Source organism: Streptomyces sp. NPDC001709 (genome assembly GCF_053596375.1).
The window spans coordinates 302,467-320,385 of the sequence record NZ_JBSFGB010000008.1 but is presented as its reverse complement, the minus strand read 5'-3'; the positions used below and the strand labels follow the sequence as shown (position 1 = coordinate 320,385).

Sequence of the window (17,919 nt, the reverse complement as noted above, 5' to 3'; positions counted from 1 at the left end):
CGGTCACGCGGTCGTGGTGACGCCGGCGGCGCTGTGCGCGAGCCACTGCTTCCAGGTCAGGTTCCAGTCGCCGTAGCCGTTGCCGGCGGCGACGGTGTCCTTGTCCGCCCCGGTGACCGTGACGACGTCGCCGACCCGTACCTGGTCGTAGAAACGCTGGGCGGTGCCGTCGGTGGCGAGGCCGACACAGCCGTGGGTGACGTTACGGTGTCCGGCCTCGGTGTCCGCCCGCGGGTTCTGGTGCACGTATGTCCCCGACGTCGTCAGGTGCACGGCCCAGAAGTAGTCGCCGCGGTACTCGTTCCCGAGGCCCACGGTGCGGGAGTCCATGAGCACCTTGCGCTGCTTGTCCATGACGACCATCGTCCCGTTCCAGGTATCCGTCCCCGGCGCTCCGGTGGTGACCGGGATGTGCCGCGTCGTACCGCCGGTGCGGACGGTCATCATGTGCGTCTTCGCGTCGACCGTGGCCACCAGCGACCGGCCGATGGTGAAGTGCCGGGTGCCGTGCGAGCCCAGACGGAGAGTGACCCGGGTGCCGGACTGCCAGTAGGTGGTGTCAGGGCGGAAGTCGACACGTTGCCCGTCCAGGAGGCTGCTGTCCTTCACCCAGCTCCACGCCCCCCTCGTGCCCGACGAGGTCTGTACGCCCAGCCAGCTCTCCACACCCTTGCGCTCGGCAGTGGGCACCGACCGGGAGAAGGTGACGGATATGGGCATGCCCACCCCCACCGTCTGCCCTTCGGATATGTTCACCCGCGCCTGCGCAAGCACGGCGGGCTCCGGCATGGACGGAACCGGGCGCGCGCCGGACGTCTTGTCGGCGCCGTCGTTGTCCCTGCCCGCGGCCTTTCCGGCCGCCGCGGCGGAGGCCCGGGCGTCCGGCGGGCCAGCGGCCACCCTGACGCCGGAACCCGCGTCCGTCGAACAGCCGGCGGCCGAGAACAGGGCCGCACAGGCCACGACAACAGCGCCGAAACGGCCGACGGTCCGACCGGTTGAACGGTCCACGTACATGCAATCCCCCCGGATGAGGTGCGGTATCGCCTCTAATACGCGCGGGCTCAAAGGCAGGTTGCATCGGAGTGAAACCTTTTTGCCGGGCAGCTGGACGCGGGAGGCACAGCATGCTTGCTACCGGTGCTCCGCCAACCAGTCCACCACTCCATGCTCGGCATCGCCCGCCTGCACAACCCCCTCCAGGCTGCGGCGCATGGATGTCACCCGGTGCGGACGGTCAGAGCTGACCTGCCACGAAGTCGGCGACACGCGTGCCGAGTTGCCGGCCGACGTTGTTGTCGAGAGAGGTGTGCTGGCCGGACCAGATCCTGCTGAGCCACGCCTCGGTGGCGGCGTCCTGGAGGCCGGTGAAGGTTCGGGTGCTGCCTTTCGATGTCACCGAGAGGCGATGCCGCGCACCGTAGAACCCGGCGAGAGCCGTTGCCGCCGCCTGGCTGAGGGCGGCGTGAGCGCTGGGATAGGACGGATCCGGGGCGGTCGTCAGCAGGGGGGTCCAGGCGGGATCGCCGACGATGCGCGGGTTGTAGTGCGTACCGCCGAGCCGTATGGCGGTCACGGGCCGCCACACGCGGTAGGTGTACTTGGCGTCGTACATCGCGATCGTGGTGTCGGCGAGGGACAGGTCGAGCCTGGCGAAGACCTTCACCGTCTTGTCCAGGCTCGCGTTCTGGGAGGTGAGAAGGTTCTGCGCGATCTGGTTCCAGACGTTCCAGACGGGCGCCGCCGCCCAGAACCTGGCGGCCGCGGTCTGGTCGGAGGTGCGGGTCGTACTGGTCTTGCTCCCCAGGCCCTTGACCTCGTTCAAGGCGGTGGCGTACGCGGCGCTGCTCACGGCGGGCGGTGCCGCCGGGCGGAACTGGTGCCCGCTGGCCAGCACGAACGGCTTGACCGAGCCCCAGTTGGTGAACACCGGTGTCGGGAAGTCAGGAGGGGTTGGCCGGTAGTCCCCGGCCTTGTCGCCGGCCCGGAAGCGCGGCGGCTTCGTCGAGGATCCGTCGTGGGACCGCAGGCTCATCAGCCGACGGGCGACCGCGGCTCCCACCGTCATACCCGCCTGCTTGCCCGGGCCGCCCGGAATCGCGGACAACTGGCTGCTCAGCCGCTTGTCCACGCCCGCGCGCTTGGCCGGGTACAGGGCGACCAGCACATCATGGGCTGCTTGGTCCGCCGCGGCGTCCGCACGAGCGCCTCGCGGCGCCGCCACCGAGAACATGTATGCGGGGCCGGCCCGGGTGATCGATACCACCGCGTCGTACTCGGCAGCCTGCAGGAGCGCGAAACTGCGCGTGGGGTGGACGGTGGCGGGCTGCGCCTTCGGATCGCCGAGGATGGTGATGAGCTCGCGGTTCCATTCCACGACCGACGCCCCCGGCCCCGTGGCCGCGGTGGGCGGGGCCGGCGAGTGAGCGGTGCCGACACCGAGGGCGGGGCTGGTGAGTCCGGCTGCCAGCGCGGTTCCGGTCAGTATGGCGAGTGTCCTCTGCTTTCCTCCCATGCTCCGTGGCTCCTTGTCGGTGGCTCCTTGTCGCTGGTGGCGGGCTGTGGCGACCGTGGTCGTACACGTCACCATCTGGGCTACGGCGGACCACAGCGTCAGCGGACACCACGGATGGGGCAGGGAGTCCGCAGCGCGTGCCAGCTGGACTCACCGGGATATCGGCACATGAGGCGGCACGCGTCACTCCCGCCAATGTTTCCGAGGGCTGACCGGGCGCGCATGGTCCTGCAACCCGACCGGATCACCTCTTCATGTCATCAAGGTCGTGCCAAACACAGCCTGCCGGGACCCGATCCACGCCGCAACTCCGGCAGCGTGGTCATGGGCGCGGGTCGCATACGGCGGTAGCGCGCAGCAGCAAGGCCGGCGTGTGACCACCAGGGCCGATACCAGGGCCCACCACACCACCCCGCGGCGAGCGGCCGCTTCAGAGCTCTCCGGCCGTTCAACCTTGAGGAGCGCACGACCTGGCGCGGTTACGGGCGCAGTTCCAGGGTGATGTGCGGGGCCAGTGCGCCCAGGAAGTCGGGTGCGTCGAAGATCTCGCCGGCGGAGGCCACGCCGACCGTCTTGGTCTGCCCGGCGAGGATGCGGTCGACCGCTTCCACCGCGAGCGGTGCCGTGACGGCGTAGATGTCCTGGCCCCGGGCTACGGCGCGCCGTTCGGTGTCGCCGGAGCGCACGACGACGTCGACGAGGAAGGTCTGTGCGGACCGCCCGTGCTCGTCGACCGCGGTCGGGGTCGGCGCGTCCGGCGCCACGACGCCGTCAGCCGCTTCGGTGGTCATGTACGTGCGCACCTCGGGGATCGACAGGTGGCTGGGGATCGTCACGACGTCGGCCATCGTGAACTCGCCGATGACCGCCCTGGTGCCCAACGGGTCGGGGAAGGACCAATCCAGGGTGGGCAGTTCGTCGTCGTGGTACTCCAGCTGCCCGTTCGCGAAGCGGACGCGGCGGCCACCACGCCGTTCGACGGAGACCTTGCCCGCGGCGCGCGTCCCCTCCGTGGGCTCCCAGCTGTTCAGGCCGTACGCGATGTGCGCCTCGTCGGCCTCGGTCCAGTCGCCCATGGCGGCGGTGGCCAGCAGGTCGCCGAGGCCGCCGTAGAAGGCCATCGCGGGGACGATCACCGTGCCCGCGTCGCGGGCACGGTCCGCGAAGTGCGTGAAGGTGTCGGCGTTGGCCTCGATCTCCGCCGCCACATCGACGTAGGGGATTCCCGCGCGCAGGGCTGCTTCGATCACGGGGGCGGCCGTCGTGGCGAAGGGCCCCGCACAGTTGATCACGGCTGCCACGCCGTCCAGCGCGCGGTCGAGCGAGACCGGGTCGTCGACCGACGCAGGACGGACGTCGAGTCCGGGGTGCTCGTCCGCCAGCGCCTTCAGCTTGTGGACATCGCGCCCGGCCAGGACCGGGACGAATCCGCGCTCCTGGAGGTGTGCCACAACGAACCGGCCGGTGTGCCCGTACGCGCCGTACACCGTCACTGTCTGCCCCGTTGCCATGACTTCTCTCCCGTGCTCCGAAACGATCAACTGCGACCATCCTGGCGTGGTTGAAGCATCAACCGTGAGCGTCTGGAACGACATGCTCCGTACACTTTCGGACATGAAAGCTGTCGCGCTGGCCGTCACCGACGGGATGCTGCACTTCGAACTGTCCGTGGCCCACGAGGTCTTCGGCTCCGCCCCGGCTGCGGTCACCGTCCCCTGGTACGACCTCACGGTCTGCGGCCCGGACATCGTGCCCTTCGGGCGGTTCCGTCTGGAGCCCGACCACGGCCTCGACCGCCTGCAGAGCGCCGACACCGTGATCGTCCCCGGCTGGGCCGACATCGACGTGAACCCGCCCGCCGAACTGGTCGACGCGGTGCGCGCGGCCCACGACGCGGGCGCCCGTGTGGCCTCCCTGTGCACCGGCGCGTTCGTCCTGGCCGAAGCCGGCCTGCTGGACGGGAAGCGCGCCACCACCCACTGGGCGCACACCGAAGTCCTGGCCGCCCGCTACCCCGAGGTGGAGGTTGACCCGGACGTGCTCTACGTGGACAACGGGAGCGTGCTCACCTCCGCCGGCAAGGCCGCCGCGCTGGACCTGTGCCTGCACCTGGTCCGCCTCGACCACGGTTCATCGATCGCCAACGCCGTCGCCCGCCGCTTGGTTGTCCCACCGCACCGGTCCGGCGGCCAGGCCCAGTTCGTCACCGCACCGGTGCCCGCCCAGGGTGAGCACCCGCTCACCGCCCTGTTCCCCTGGATCATCGAACGGCTCGATCAACCGCTGACCGTGGAGGACCTGGCCCGCCAGGCCCGGATGAGCTCACGCCATCTGGGCCGCCACTTCCGCGCGGCAACCGGCACAACTCCCCTGCAATGGCTGCTGGCCCAGCGGATCCGTCACGCCCAGGAACTGCTGGAGAAATCCGACGACAGCATCGACACCATCGCAGCGGCCACCGGCATGGGCACCGCCACGACACTGCGCCGCCACTTCAACCGCACCCTCGGGGTCCCCCCGGACACCTACCGCCGCACCTTCCGCTCACGAACCCGCTAGTCGCCGAACTCCGGCAACCGCCCCAGCAGCGCGGGGTGGGGAGGGGCGGCGGGCAACGGCAAGTCTGCCCGTGGCCTGGCGGCCGGGGAATCCTCGAGGAGCCGGTGCAGGCATGGCCCCGCAGTGTTCTCCGCAGATCCCTGTGCACGCGGGGCAGCCCCTCGTACACGAGTCGGTTCTATAGACCGAGGCGTGTCATGAGGCTGGCCAGGGCGGAGCGGGACGGCACGGACGTCTTGCGGTAGATGGCGGAGAGATGGGTCTCGACGGTGCGCCGGCTGAGGTGGAGCCGGGCGGCTATGTCCTGGTTGCTCAGGCCCTGTGCCACCAGCTCGGCCACCTCCCTTTCACGAACCGTCAGTTCGGCCAGCTCCGAAGGGACCTCGGGCACCTCGTTCATGATCTGAGGGCGAAGCAACTCGGCCAGGTCCACCAGCAGGCGCGCGCCGCCGGCGACAGCGGTCCGGTGCGCGTGCTGCCACATCGCCACGGCCCGCGCGCGCTGCCCGGTGCGCTGTACCAGCGGTGCGGCACGCAGCAGGCAATAGGCCTCCCACAGGCGCTGCCCGCAACGGGCGTACTTCCGGGTGGCCCCGTCCAGCAGGCGTACGGCCTTGGCGAGGTCGCCGCGGTGCTCGGCCAGCGCCGCTTCGGCCCGCAGAGCGGCTGCACGCTGGCCGTCGAGACCCAGCCGGTTCGCCTCGCGTGTCGCCTGTGTGGCCCAGTGTCCGGCCTGCTCGACGTCCCCTTCGGAGAGTGCGGTTCCCACAAGGGTGTCCAACTGGCCCGGCCGGACGGATGGTTGCAGCAGCGGCAGTTCCGGACCGCCACCGGCGGTCATGATGGCCTGTTGGGCGCGATGCGGGTCACCGCTCACATGGGTGGCGTGGCCGAGCATGCACCAGGCCAGGGCGGCCCACCATCCCTTGCCGCCACCCGCTGTCGCGACCGCTTCCTCGCCGGTGGCCAGGGCTGAGCCGTCCCCGAGCGGACGGCTCAGCAGAAGGACCAGAGTCTTGATCGCGAGCGTGAAGGCCAGGAGTTCGCCGCTGCCGGCCGTGCGGGCGATGGTCTCTGCCTCCTCGGCGGATTCCAGCGCGGACGGCAGGCGACAGGTGTGGACACAGAGGAATGCCTGACACACCAGCAGGTGAGGCAGGACGTGGAGTTGTCCGCTGCGGCGGGCGATGTCCAGGCCACGGATCAGGTGTCGTTCGGCGTCGGCGTACTGTTCCAGCAGCGCTTCGGCCCAGGCCAGCCAGACCAATGCCTCGCACAGATCGGTGAGGTGAGGATCGGTCAGTGAGTCGGTGAGGGCGCGGGCGGCGTCGGCGAACCGGGCGGCCGCTTCGGTCTGGCCCTCGTAGGCCTCGCCCAGAGCCGCCAGCGCAAGGGCAGCGGCCTCGCCCGTCGCGTCGTCGTCCGAGCGCGCGACCGAGATGGCCTCGCCTACACCCGCGCGTGCCTGCGGGTAGGACGCCGTCAGCAGGGCGGACATGCCCAGGGCCAGCCGCAGGGAGACCGCCTGGGCGGGGGACGGGCCCGGCGAGCGGGCGAGCTCCCGGCGCAGCAGGGCGGTGGCCTCGGGGGAGTGGCCGAGATGCCGCTCCATCACGGCGCACTGGGCGACGGCCTGCGTCCGTAGTTCGGGATGGTCCTTGCCCGCCGACTCGATCAGGGTGTGCAGCAGGTCACGACTCTCCCGGAGGCTGCCGCTGACGCCGAGTGCCCGCGCTCGCGCCAGGACGAGTTCGCCCCGTCGCCGGTCGTGGTCGGATGTCTTCGGCATGTGGTCGAGGACGACGCCCAGCAGGTGAGCGGCGGAGGCGGGCGCGGTGGAGGCCCGCTGAGCGGCGGCCTCGCAGAGTACCTCGGCGGCCTGGGGATCCCAGCCGGTCAGCGACCGTTCGACATGATGGGCCCGCTCGGTGGGCGAGGCATGACCGCGGGACAGTTCCCGCGCGGCTCGGCGATGGAGGGCGCCCCGCACGGCGGGTGAGGTGTTCTCGTAGACCAGGGCACGCACCAGCGGGTGCCGAAGCACCCAACGGCCGCCCGGTGCGGCACGCAGCACATCGCGTCGTGCCAGAACGGAAGTCTGCTCCTCCACGTCGTCGACGGGAAGCTCGGTCGTGGCGGTGAGCAGGATGCTCGTGGCGTGGTCGCCGAGCGCCGCCACGGCTTCGACGACGCGCAGTTGAGGATCCGTCAGAGTGCTCAGCTCGTCGAGCAGCAGCGCGGTGAGCCCGCTGGGCACCCCCACCTCGTCGGTGCAGCCGGCTGGGGTGGTGATGCCGTGCAACGGTGCCCCGTTGCGATAGGCGTGTACAAGTGCGAGCAGGTACAGGGGATTGCCCTCGCTGGCGGCGTAGAGCCGCCGGGCGTCCTTGTCGGGGACGTCGTGGGCCAGCGCCTGCAGGGACTCCTGCTCCGGCAGCGGCTCCACGGGGAGATGGAGTACCGCGCGGTTGTCGGCACCACGCGTCAGCGTCGCCGTCAGGGACGTCGACGTCTGGCGGGTCCTGCGGGCCACCACCAGCAGGACCGGGCCGCGGAGGGGATGCCGGATCAGATGGTCCACGAGCTCCCGCGAGGCGGGGTCGGCCCAGTGCAGGTCGTCGATGGACAGAACCAGACCTCGTGTACCCCGCTCACCGAGGCGTGTGAGGAGTGCGGCGACGGCGCGGTGCAGTCCGAAGCGGGCCGCGGCACCCGTCGACGATCCCGCGGAAGCCGCCCGGAGGGTCTGCAGTACCGTGCCGGCCGTGGCCAGGGCGGGATCCGTGGACGACAGGAGGGGGTCGGCGTCGGCGAGTGCATCGCTGAACGCCTGAAAGGGCACGTGCTGTTCGTACTCCGTGGCGCGGCCGCTCAACACGGTGAATCCGGCCCGCCGGGCCCGGGCGCACAGTTCACCGAGCAACCGGCTCTTTCCCATGCCCGGTTCACCGGCGAGGTCGACGACCGTGGGCGCGTCCGGCCGGCCCACCTCGGCGAGCAGGGCGTCGAGCAGGGCGAGTTCCGATGACCTGCCCACCAGTGGTGCCATGCCCGCCCCCCGTCGTACGTCGCCTTTCACTCGTCACTCTACGATCACGCACTGACAGGGGGGTGCCGCCGCGGCCCCGGCGTCCACCCTGACGCGCGTCGGCTCGGCTACGTGGCGGACTGCGTGCTTTCACGGAGGTGCCGCGGCGCGCGATGAGTCAGGGTGTTCCTGGCTCTCGGGTGTGCCTAGGGGCGGTGGGCCATGAGGCTGGTGATCGCAGACGTCTTGGGGGCAGTTGTCCGTCCGGGGGCAGACGTGTGCCGCGAAGGCGGCCGGCAGGACGCTCTTCCCCGGGCCGCCTGGTGATGGAGGAACCACGCATGACTCAGCAGAAGTTCGATGGGGTACCACAGGTCGAGGCGCCCGGCGCCTACCTGGAGGTGGTCCGTGAGCGGCTGGCGGCCGACGGATGCAGGCTGACCGCGACCACGTGGGCCGGGTACCAGGTGCTGATCGGCAGTCGATCGGACCGCAGGCTGCGCTGGTTCGGCACAAAGGTGGAACTGATCGTCCTGGCCACCGCTGTTCCGGAGGTCGACAAGGACTCAATGGTCGAGTTCACCAGGTGGGCCATGAGCTACGTGAAGGGACTCCAGGGCGGCCTGCCCGGCGCCCGCAACGCCGCGATGGTCCTGCCCGCCCTGGTCAGCGGCAGCGTCCAGGCTGCTGCCAGGGAGTGGGCCACCCAGGACGCCAGGGTCGTCGGGATGTCGGTGGTCGGCTGGCCCGTCACGGCACAGACATCGGCATCACGGGCCACCCTGGTCACCATGTACCGGGGCCGGGTTGCGTACGGCGGGATGTTCAAGCGCCACGTACTGGAGAAGGCATCGCTGTATTTCCCCTCAGTCTCCTAGTTCGTGACTGTCGGTCCTCAGGCACCTTGCTCGGGCATCGGTGTTTCCGCGGAGAACGGGGCGGGCCGGAAGGTGTCGAGGGGCCGCCCTGTCCGCATCACGCCTTCCAGTTGGCGGTGTATGTGCTCAGCGGCGTCACGAACCCGCGCGGGCACGTCACCACGCTCGGCGACGAGCTTGTGGTAGATCGGGGCGTCTTGGAACACGTGGCACGAGACCTTTCCGTCGGTGAAGTCACTCCGCATTGCAGCTGCCGAGTGTACGCGGCGGTCGCGGCCGCCCATGGCCACCTACGGGTGAACTGGCAGCCGGCAGGGCGAAGTCGACGGAGGTGAAGGGGGACGCACTTGCGCATACCCCAACCAATAGAATGCGCGCCGGCCTGCCATGGCCAGGAGAATCGCCTTGGCCTGGGAGGCCTGCATGAATCCAGTGGTCAGCACTTCCGCGGGGAAGGTCCGCGGGAGCATCAGGGACGGGATCGCGTGCTTCAAGGGGATCCCCTTCGCCGCGCCGCCCGAGGGTCGGCTGAGGTTCCAACCGCCCACACCGCCCGAGGGGTGGGACGGGATCCGGGACGCTGCCGTGTTCGGAGCCGCGCCCCCGCAGACGGCCCCTGCCTCGGGAGCCCCGGCGATGTGGCGGCCCGGCGACGGGCTGGACTGCCTGACACTGAATGTGTGGACCCCCGACCCCGGTGACGCCGGTCTGCCGGTCATGGTGTGGATCTACGGAGGCCTTTGGAAACACGGCGCGGCACGCATGCCGCACTACGAGGCCACCACGCTCGCCGGCTCCGGAGTCGTCGTGGTGACCTTCGACTACCGGGTCGGCTTCGAGGGCTTCGGGCACCTACCGGGTGTCCCGGACAACCGCGGGCTGCGCGACCAGGTCGCCGCCCTTCAATGGGTCCGGGACAACATCGCCGCCTTCGGTGGCGACAGCGGCAACGTGACCGTCTTCGGCCAGTCTGCCGGAGCCGCCTCCACTGTCCTTCTCATGGCCGCACCGGCAGCGCAGGGCCTGTTCCGGCGGGCGATCGCCCAGAGCGTCCCAGCGGGAGCCCGCACCCGCGCCGAGGCCGAGACGGTCACCGCCACGATCGCGCAGGCCGCAGGCGCCGAGGCGTCCTGGGAGGCGCTGGCCGGCCTGCCGCCCGAGGCGCTCCTGGCGGTCCAGGACGCGCCGCTGCGCGGCCCCCAGGACGGCTTCACCGCCTTCGGTCCCGTCGTCGACGGGGACCTGGTGACGGGGGAGCCCTGGGCCGCTCTCGAAGCGGGCGCGGGCCGCGATGTCGACCTGGTCTGCGGGTTCACCCATGAGGAGTACCGGGGCCAGGGCTCAGTCCCTGCCGAAGGAGTGGACCTCCGGCTGGTTGCCGAGGCGATGGCCCTCGGCAGCCACGCGGCTACCGCCTATCGGGAGAGTCACCCTGGGCTCACCGACACGGACCTGTTCACGGTGATGCTGTCCGACGCGCTCGTCCGAATGCCGACCACCCGGGTCGCCCGCGCCCACGCAGGTGCGGGAGGCCACACCTGGCTGTACGACTTCACCTGGCAAGGCCCCACCCTGGGGGCCGCCCACGGCATCGACGTCCCGTTCGTCTTCGGTGATGCCACCAGCCGTTTCGCCACCCGGTTCCTGGGCTCGACGGCGCCCCGCGACTTCGCCGACCTGTCCGGGCACCTACGCACCGCCTGGACCTCCTTCGCCGCAACCGGCGACCCGGGATGGCCCCGCTTCACCCTGGACCGACAGACCACCAGACTCTGGGACCTCCCACCCACCGACACCGCCTACCCGCTGGAAGCATCCCGACTGATCTGGGACCGAGCCGCTTCCGAACAGCACCGAGAACGCCCCCACCGGCCATGCTGACCCCGAAGGCGACAGCGCGTGCAGCGGGTTTTGCGGCGGACTTGCGTAGGGGACTGCGTGATTGCACGGATGCGGGGCCGTGCCTTGCGCTGCGTACTGTGCACCGGTGAGATTCACGCCCTTCAACGTGCAGTGGCCGAAGCCATCGTGTCGCTGGACGCCGACACCCTGGCGCTGAAGGGCGATCTCTATCGGTTGTCGACCGATTCGCACACGTCAACAGGCCCGGCCGGAAGGTACTTCGGCGGGCCACTCTCGATACCAGGGGGGATTCACATGCGTATGCATGCCACGGCCGCCGTTGTTTCCGGTGCCATCGTTGTGTCCGCGCTCGCTCTTCCGGCAGCCGCTCAGGCAGCGGAGCGTCCCGGTGCGTCCGCGAGGCTCGGCGCCTTCACCGCGAGGACCGCCCACCCGGACACCTCGCTGGGCAACATCACCTTCTCGAAGGCCGTCATCAACGGCGGCAAGGACATCGTCCTGGGCGCCACCACCAAGAAGACCGTCATCGTCACGTACACCGCCACGAGTTCGAGCGGCGTCGCGCTCACGGAAGCCTTTCTCTGGCAGGGCACCGACAGCTCCAGCACGGACACCATCACCGGTTCTCTGGGTACCGGCGACGACCCCGTCTGCACCGAGTCGACGACCCGGACCGGCGTCTACAGCTGCAAGGCCGTCTTCCACATCAACGCGGCTTCCGATCTGAAGAACAACGGTGTCGCCGGGACCTGGAAGCTGTTCCTCGGCGGCTACGACCTCTACGCGAACGCCAGCTACGACGACGACGTCGCCACCACCAAGATCAAGGAGGCCTCCCAGCTGACCCTCGACGCCACCCCGGAACCGGTGAAGAAGGGCAAGACCATCACCGTCACCGGCAAGCTGAAGCGCGCCAACTGGAATGACGGCACGTACGCGGGCTACACCGGACAGAAGGTGCTGCTGCAGTACCGCAAGAAGGGCAGCCAGACCTACACGACCTTGAAGACGGTCACCAGCGGCGCCGTCGGCGCGCTCAAGACCACCACCAAGGCCACGGCCGACGGCTACTACCGCTTCTCCTTCGCGACCAACACCACCACCGCTGCCTCCACGTCGGCCGACGACTACGTAGCCGTCAAGTAGCGCCCGGCGCTGCAGATCGCTCAGGACGTACATTTCCCACGCTGGACGATGACAAAGGCAGTTGCGACGTTCTCCCATGGATCGTCTACATGCCCTTGGAGTTGGCTGGACGGCATGAAGAACATTCTCGTCCTCGGCGGCACCGGCAAGACCGGCAGCCGCATTGCCCGGCAGCTGAAGGCCGCCGGACAGCCCGTCCGCACCGCGTCCCGCACCAGCGGTGACATCCCCTTCGACCTGGACGACCCCACGACCTGGGAGCCCGCGCTCGACGGGGTCACCGCCGCCTACCTCGTGGAGCCCAACCTGCGGGTCGGCATGGACCGTCAAGCGCGCATCCCCCAGTTCGTGACCGAGGCGGTGACCGCGGGCGTGCGGCGGCTGGTGCTGCTGTCCGCCCCGCGCGCCGGTGAAAAGGATCACCCCCTGCACGCCGCCGAGCAGGCCGTGCGCGGCTCCGGCGTCGACTGGGCCATCCTGCGCCCGAACTGGTTCTCGCAGAACTTCAGCGAGGGCCCCTGGCTGCCCGGCATCCTCGCCGGAACCCTGGCTCTGCCCACCGGCCACGGGCGCGCGCCATTCGTCGACGCCGAGGACATCGCCGAGGTCGCGGCGTCGGCGCTGACCGAAGCCCGTCACAGCGGCCACATCTACGAGCTGACCGGTCCGCGGGCGATCAGCTTCGGTGAAGCGGCGAACCTCATCGCCAAGGCAACCGGGCGCACGATCCAACACGTCGACGTCGATCCGGATGTCTTCGTCCAGCGCCAGGTCGCGGCAGGCGCGTCACCCGACGTCGCGCGACTGCTCGCCGACATCCTCGTGGCTGTCGGCGACGGCTCGGGAGCCGGGCTCTCCGACGGAGTGGAACGCGCCCTCGGCCGGCCGCCCAGGACCTTTGAGGACTTCGTCACCGAGGCCGCTGCCATGGGCCGCTGGAGCTGAAGGTTCCCGCAGCACCGACCACGCCGACACTGAGGTCCGAAGGGAGGCCGCTGACGGGCGGCTGACCCCGTGGGTCCTGCGGACCGGAGCGTCCGGGGCGAGGACAGCCTGTGGGGCGAACAGGGGGGATGTGTCCGCTGCCGACGCTGGTCACCCGCGATGTGCGAACACCCGAGTCGGCCGGCTACGGGTTCGGCGTCGGCGTCCTCTCGGCGGCGATGCCGATCGCGATCCGCGACATCGCGCGGATACTGCCCTCCAGATGTGCGGCCGACCTGATCTCCGGGCACTGGCGACTACTGCTCCCATTCGCACACGGCCCGGGGGAGTTGGGAGATGTGTGCCGATCGTGGCCCGGCTGCGAGGAGGGCCGGCCGTGCGTCCGGGCCCCGGCCGAGGCTCCTCTCCTCCTCTCCGCCGCCCGCCGTCACGGGCGTTGGGGGGAGCCGATCTCGCGCAGGATCCCGAAGGCCCGCAGCAGGGGCGCCGGGCCCGTGTCCGCGATGCCGGACGCCCGGCGCGCCCGGCGTGTCCTCAGCACGGCACGCACCGCGGAGAGGGCCGCGCAGGCGATCACGGCCGCTTTGAGGTCGGCGTCGGGTGTGTCCGGGGGCAGCCTGCGGTGCACCAGCGCGGTCAGCCGCTCCTCGAAGTCGGAGAACGCCTGGACGAGGCGGGCCGTGATGACGTTCTCGATGTCTTCGAGCGGATGGCCGAGGGCGGTCAGGGTGGAGGCCGAGAACGGTTCGGCCGCCGCCAGCAGGGCGTTGCACACCGCGTCCAGGGGCTCCTCGTCGGCCGGACGCTGCGACAGCGCGTTCTCGACGTAGGCGAAGATTTCGACGCCGTCGGGCAGCAGCAGGGCTTCCTTGCTGTCGAAGTAGCGGAAAAAGGTGCGCACGGAGACGTTCGCGTATGCGGCGATGTCCGCAACGGTGGTGGCCTCGAAGCCGCGCTCTTTGAACAGGCGCGCGGCCCCTTCCGACAGCAGGCGCCGCGTCTCCTCCTTCTTGCGTTCGCGCAGTCCAGCGGGGGCGATCTCACTCGGCATGTGTCGAAGCCTCTGCCATTGGTGTCGCGACTGTCAATTGGCACGCATGTCAGGTGACCGAGGGGTGCGACTGCAAACTGGCATGCATGCCAATTGTCATTCATGCCATTTCTTCTCTAGAGTACGTGTCACTCGTGACACTTTTTCTTGGGAGACCACGGTGCCCCGACCCTCGCAGCACCTCCTGCCGCAGGCCGCAGCGCACGCCGACGCCCGACCTTCGTCGGATGACGCCCCGACGCACGGCGGCCTCGGCCGCCTCGGCGGCTTCTGCGCCCGGCATCCGGCCGCGATCATCGCCGCCTGGCTGCTTGTCCTCGTGGCGGCCCTGGCCGGGCGGCACATCGCCGCACCCACCTTCAGCGACGAGGTGAGCCTGCCCGGCACCGCCTCCCACACCGGCGCCGACCTCCTCGCCACCTCCATGCCCCAAGCGGGCCGGCCCAACGGCAAGGTGGTCTTCCACATCGACTCCGGCACCGTGGCCGAGCGGCAGTCCGCACTCGACCGAACGCTGGCCGACCTGCGTGACCTCCCGCACGTCACCGCCGCCTCCACGCTCGTGACCAGCGACGACGGGCGCACCGCGTACACCACCGTCTCCTTCGACGAGCAGCTGAAGAATCTCGGCCACGACTACACCGCGCGACTCGATACGGCGACGCAGCCCGCCAGGGCGGCCGGGCTCGGCGTGGCCTACGGCGGCGACCTCGAACAGGTGGTCAGGGAACCAGCCGACGACAAGCTGAGCGAAGGCGTGGGCGTCGCCACCGCCCTCGTCATCCTGCTGCTGGCCTTCGGCAGCGTCCTCGCCGCGCTGCTGCCGCTGGTCACCGCGCTGATCGGCGTCGGAATCGGCCTCGGCGTCGTGGGCATCGTCGCCACCACCGTGTCCTTCGCGACGTCCTCCACGACCCTCGCCGGCATGATCGGCCTGGGCGTGGGTATCGACTACGCCCTGTTCCTGACCACGCGCTTCCGCCAGGACCTCGTCGACGGTCACGATCCGGTCGAGGCCGCGGCCCGCACGGCGCACACCAGTGGACGCGCCGTCCTCATCGCCGCCCTGACGGTCGCCGTCGCCATGCTCAGCCTGTATGCGTGCGGGCTGAGCTTCATAGGCAAGATCGGCCTGGCGGCCACCCTGGCCGTCGTCGTCACCGCCGGTGCCGCCCTCACCCTGGTTCCGGCAGCCCTGGGCCTGGCCGGTCGGCGCATCGACCGGCTCCGGCTGCGCCGCCCCGTCGCCGAGAGCGCGGGGGCGCACGACGGCTGGCACCGCTACGCCGGACTCGTCTCGCGGCGCCCCTGGACGTTCCTGGCCATCGGCCTCGCCGTCCTCGGCATGTGCTCCGTTCCGCTGCTGTCGATGCGCCTCGGCCACGTCGACGCCGGCGCCGACCGGCCCGGCAGCAGTACCCGTACCGCCTACGACTGGATCGCGCACGCCGACGGGCAGGGCTTCGGAACCGGGGCGAACGGCCCGATCCTCACCGTCATCGATGTGAGGAGGACCAAGACCCCGATCCCCCGGATCTCCGACGACGTGACCGACGCTCTCCGGGGCACCCATGGCGTGGCTTCCTTCACCCCTGTCGAGCCGAGCGCCGACGGGAAGGTCCTCGTCACCACGGTCACCCCGACCACGGGCCCGCAGGACGCCGCGACCGACGCTCTCCTCGACACCCTCTCCGGGCAGACGCTGCCGAAGACCCTCGACGGCACCGGCGCCCAGGCCTATCTCACCGGCAGCGTGGCCGGTCAGGCCGACTTCCGCGACACGGTCGGCGAGCGGCTGCCGATCGTCATCGGCATCGTCCTGGTCCTCGCCTTCCTGCTGCTCATGACGGTCTTCCGCAGTGTGGTGATCCCCCTGAAGGCCGTCGTCCTCAATCTGTTCACCACAGCCGCGTCCTACGGCGTGCTCGTCGCGGTCTTCCAGTGGGGCTGGGGCGACTCGCTGCTGGGGCTGTCAGAGCCGGTGCCCATCGAGTCGTACGTCCCGATGATGATGTTCGCGATCGTCTTCGGCCTGTCCATGGACTACGAGATCTTCCTGCTGTCCCGCATCGCCGAGGCCTGGCAGCGCACCGGTGACAACCGGGTTGCCGTGGGCGAGGGGCTGTCCGCGACGGCGCGCGTCATCTCCGCCGCGGCGTTCATCATGACCGCGGTGTTCCTCTCCTTCACCGCCTCGCCGACCGTGGTCGTGAAGATGCTCGCCCTGGCACTGGCGATCAGTGTGATCGTCGACGCCACCGTGGTCCGCCTCGTCCTGGTGCCGTCCGCCATGTTCCTCATGGGCAAGGCGAACTGGTGGATCCCCCGCCGACTCGACCGGCTTCTCCCGAAGGTGTCTGCCTGACCCCCTCACCCGCCCGCCCTCGTGTGCGCGACCGACCTGCTCATCGAGCACAGGACCGAGGAGCGCAGCGCGGCCCGGGCAGCGACCCGGCTGAAACCGGACGGGCCGGTGCACGCCGATCTCACCACGCCGCTCTCGGGACTTCGGACCCTCGCCGGGGACGTCGGCGACATCGAGGTCAGCGCCAAGGGGGTACAACGTCAGCACACCGTCATGGACGTGTCCGTCCGGCTGAAGGACGTCACCACGGGCGGCGAAAGCGCCGGCGGCACCGGGACCGCCACCGTCGGATACGACCAGGTGACCCGGCGCCTGGGCGCGCTGGGCGACGACGGACTGACAGCCGGCGGTCAGGACGGCGCCCTGCTCCTGAGTCACCGTGCGGGCCGAGGTGTCCACGACCGCGCACGCGCTCACCATCACGCCCACGACCGTCAGCGTCCTCGGCCGCAGTGTGGCGGTCGACGACCTCGCGGCCCGCCCCGGGGCCTTTGGGCTGCGCGACGAGTTCGCGCCCCGGACCCTGCCCGTCACCGGCCTGCCCCGCGGCGTCGCGCTGACCTCGGCACACGCCACCGACCACGGCCTCGTCCTCGCTTTCTCGATCGCGGCCGGCCCAACAGGGGCCGCGGCCAGGGGAGCCGCTTGACAGTCCGGTCCACCGTCCGCTGCCCCTGTCCCGACCGCCGGGCAGACCGGTGACGCCCACATGGGGGATGTGACCGGCGGCCGCGATCTCAGGACCATGTCCAGCACGAACCACAGCGCGCTGCCCCGGCTGCCTCGCGGGTATACGGACCGCGAGGCAGCCAGGCGCGCGTTCGGTGGATCAGCCTTGGACGACGAACGTCCGGGCCTTACGGGAGCGGCCGGCGCAGGACCGCTTCTCCTCAGCGGTCATCTTCCTGGACTTGACGACGACCGCGTTGCTCTGGCCGTCCGTCCCGTTCGGGGCGGGCCCGGTGATGACGTCGGGGACGAACCAGAAGTAGTGACCCCACTTCCGGCTGTCGTAATGGGTCTGCCACGTGCCGGAGACGGTCTGCATCACCTGCGCACGGGAGATCCAGCCGACCTCACCGGGTTTCACCGTCATGTTGACGGAGCTGGTCTCCGAGTGCGTGCTCGACCAGGTGTGGCTGTAAGTCGCCGTCACGCTGAGGTCGATGATTCCGGCTATCTTGCCGCCGGCGGTCACGGATACGCCCGCCGAGTCCGTGGAGCCGACCGTGTCGGACCAGGTCATCGACTGGGTGGCAGGCGAGGTGCTGCAGTTGTAGAGCGAGTCGGAGACCCGGTGGAAGTCTCCGAGATACGCCTGACCCAACTGTGGGTCGTTGAAGGTGCACTTTCCTTCGCCCGAGTCGCAGTCGGCTATGAGCTGTGCTCGGGTGGGCTGGTCATCGGCCGAGGCCGGAACGGCTATCGCCGCGACCATGCCCAGGGCAGCCGCTGAGAGCGCCAGCGTTCGTCCGCCGTAGCGCATCATGCGGTTGTTCGCCATACATGTGCCTTTCGCTGTGCATGAGGGGGGTCGGCGATCGCAGGAAGAGCGACTGAAGTTGCCGC

Annotated in this window: 13 protein-coding genes; 7 read left to right on the top strand and 6 right to left on the bottom strand. The window is 70.2% G+C overall.

Annotation, left to right across the window (positions count from 1 at the left end):
• Window positions 1-3: 3 nt before the first annotated feature.
• From ACWC0C_RS15760 to ACWC0C_RS15750, 3 genes are all read right to left on the bottom strand, one after another.
• Window positions 4-1,011, bottom strand: coding sequence for a L,D-transpeptidase (locus tag ACWC0C_RS15760; protein WP_450864487.1), 1,008 nt, complete (start codon window positions 1,009-1,011; stop codon window positions 4-6).
• Window positions 1,012-1,237: 226 nt separating this feature from the next.
• Window positions 1,238-2,515: a vanadium-dependent haloperoxidase gene (locus tag ACWC0C_RS15755; protein WP_450864486.1), complete on the bottom strand. Its 1,278-nt coding sequence runs from the start codon at window positions 2,513-2,515 to the stop codon at window positions 1,238-1,240.
• 479 nt (window positions 2,516-2,994) lie between these two features.
• Window positions 2,995-4,026, bottom strand: a complete 1,032-nt coding sequence (locus ACWC0C_RS15750; protein ID WP_450864484.1) for a saccharopine dehydrogenase family protein — start codon at window positions 4,024-4,026, stop codon at window positions 2,995-2,997.
• A 103-nt stretch (window positions 4,027-4,129) separates the two neighbouring features.
• On the opposite strand from ACWC0C_RS15750, the gene ACWC0C_RS15745 reads away from it, so the two are divergent.
• A complete protein-coding gene (locus tag ACWC0C_RS15745; RefSeq protein WP_450864482.1) occupies window positions 4,130-5,074 on the top strand; it encodes a helix-turn-helix domain-containing protein in 945 nt (314 codons plus the stop codon).
• A 178-nt stretch (window positions 5,075-5,252) separates the two neighbouring features.
• On the opposite strand, the gene ACWC0C_RS15740 is transcribed toward ACWC0C_RS15745, so the two are convergent.
• Window positions 5,253-8,123: a helix-turn-helix transcriptional regulator gene (locus ACWC0C_RS15740; RefSeq protein ID WP_450864480.1), complete on the bottom strand. Its 2,871-nt coding sequence runs from the start codon at window positions 8,121-8,123 to the stop codon at window positions 5,253-5,255.
• 320 nt (window positions 8,124-8,443) lie between these two features.
• Between ACWC0C_RS15740 and ACWC0C_RS15735 the strand changes: the two genes are divergently transcribed.
• The 4 genes from ACWC0C_RS15735 (at window position 8,444) to ACWC0C_RS15720 (ending at window position 12,934) form a co-directional block, all read left to right on the top strand.
• Window positions 8,444-8,980: a hypothetical protein gene (locus tag ACWC0C_RS15735; RefSeq protein WP_450864478.1), complete on the top strand. Its 537-nt coding sequence runs from the start codon at window positions 8,444-8,446 to the stop codon at window positions 8,978-8,980.
• Between the two features lie 423 nt (window positions 8,981-9,403).
• Complete coding sequence (locus tag ACWC0C_RS15730; protein WP_450864476.1) at window positions 9,404-10,861, top strand: carboxylesterase/lipase family protein; 1,458 nt, start codon at window positions 9,404-9,406, stop codon at window positions 10,859-10,861.
• Between the two features lie 276 nt (window positions 10,862-11,137).
• On the top strand, window positions 11,138-11,989 hold the full coding sequence (locus tag ACWC0C_RS15725) for a hypothetical protein (RefSeq protein WP_450864474.1): 852 nt from the start codon (window positions 11,138-11,140) through the stop codon (window positions 11,987-11,989).
• Between the two features lie 114 nt (window positions 11,990-12,103).
• The gene (locus tag ACWC0C_RS15720) at window positions 12,104-12,934 is read left to right on the top strand and encodes an NmrA family NAD(P)-binding protein (protein ID WP_450864472.1); all 831 of its coding nucleotides are present in this window, start codon (window positions 12,104-12,106) and stop codon (window positions 12,932-12,934) included.
• Window positions 12,935-13,361: 427 nt separating this feature from the next.
• On the opposite strand, the gene ACWC0C_RS15715 is transcribed toward ACWC0C_RS15720, so the two are convergent.
• Entirely contained in the window at window positions 13,362-13,985 is a 624-nt protein-coding gene (locus ACWC0C_RS15715) for a TetR family transcriptional regulator (RefSeq protein ID WP_450864470.1), read from the bottom strand.
• A gap of 160 nt (window positions 13,986-14,145) precedes the next feature.
• Between ACWC0C_RS15715 and ACWC0C_RS15710 the strand changes: the two genes are divergently transcribed.
• Together ACWC0C_RS15710 and ACWC0C_RS15705 are read left to right on the top strand one after the other, a co-directional pair.
• The gene (locus tag ACWC0C_RS15710; RefSeq protein WP_450864468.1) at window positions 14,146-16,350 is read left to right on the top strand and encodes an MMPL family transporter; all 2,205 of its coding nucleotides are present in this window, start codon (window positions 14,146-14,148) and stop codon (window positions 16,348-16,350) included.
• 391 nt (window positions 16,351-16,741) lie between these two features.
• On the top strand, window positions 16,742-16,999 hold the full coding sequence (locus ACWC0C_RS15705) for a hypothetical protein (protein ID WP_450864466.1): 258 nt from the start codon (window positions 16,742-16,744) through the stop codon (window positions 16,997-16,999).
• Window positions 17,000-17,179: 180 nt separating this feature from the next.
• On the opposite strand, the gene ACWC0C_RS15700 is transcribed toward ACWC0C_RS15705, so the two are convergent.
• Window positions 17,180-17,854: a hypothetical protein gene (locus ACWC0C_RS15700; RefSeq protein WP_449196125.1), complete on the bottom strand. Its 675-nt coding sequence runs from the start codon at window positions 17,852-17,854 to the stop codon at window positions 17,180-17,182.
• Window positions 17,855-17,919: the final 65 nt, after the last annotated feature.

Bases quoted from the DNA above. Each gene is read 5' to 3' on its own strand.
- ACWC0C_RS15755 (WP_450864486.1), bottom strand. From the start codon at position 2,515: ATGGGAGGAAAGCAGAGGACACTCGCCATACTGACCGGAACCGCGCTG.
- ACWC0C_RS15750 (WP_450864484.1), bottom strand. From the start codon at position 4,026: ATGGCAACGGGGCAGACAGTGACGGTGTACGGCGCGTACGGGCACACC.
- ACWC0C_RS15745 (WP_450864482.1), top strand. From the start codon at position 4,130: ATGAAAGCTGTCGCGCTGGCCGTCACCGACGGGATGCTGCACTTCGAA.
- ACWC0C_RS15740 (WP_450864480.1), bottom strand. From the start codon at position 8,123: ATGGCACCACTGGTGGGCAGGTCATCGGAACTCGCCCTGCTCGACGCC.
- ACWC0C_RS15735 (WP_450864478.1), top strand. From the start codon at position 8,444: ATGACTCAGCAGAAGTTCGATGGGGTACCACAGGTCGAGGCGCCCGGC.
- ACWC0C_RS15730 (WP_450864476.1), top strand. From the start codon at position 9,404: ATGAATCCAGTGGTCAGCACTTCCGCGGGGAAGGTCCGCGGGAGCATC.
- ACWC0C_RS15725 (WP_450864474.1), top strand. From the start codon at position 11,138: ATGCGTATGCATGCCACGGCCGCCGTTGTTTCCGGTGCCATCGTTGTG.
- ACWC0C_RS15720 (WP_450864472.1), top strand. From the start codon at position 12,104: ATGAAGAACATTCTCGTCCTCGGCGGCACCGGCAAGACCGGCAGCCGC.
- ACWC0C_RS15715 (WP_450864470.1), bottom strand. From the start codon at position 13,985: ATGCCGAGTGAGATCGCCCCCGCTGGACTGCGCGAACGCAAGAAGGAG.
- ACWC0C_RS15700 (WP_449196125.1), bottom strand. From the start codon at position 17,854: ATGGCGAACAACCGCATGATGCGCTACGGCGGACGAACGCTGGCGCTC.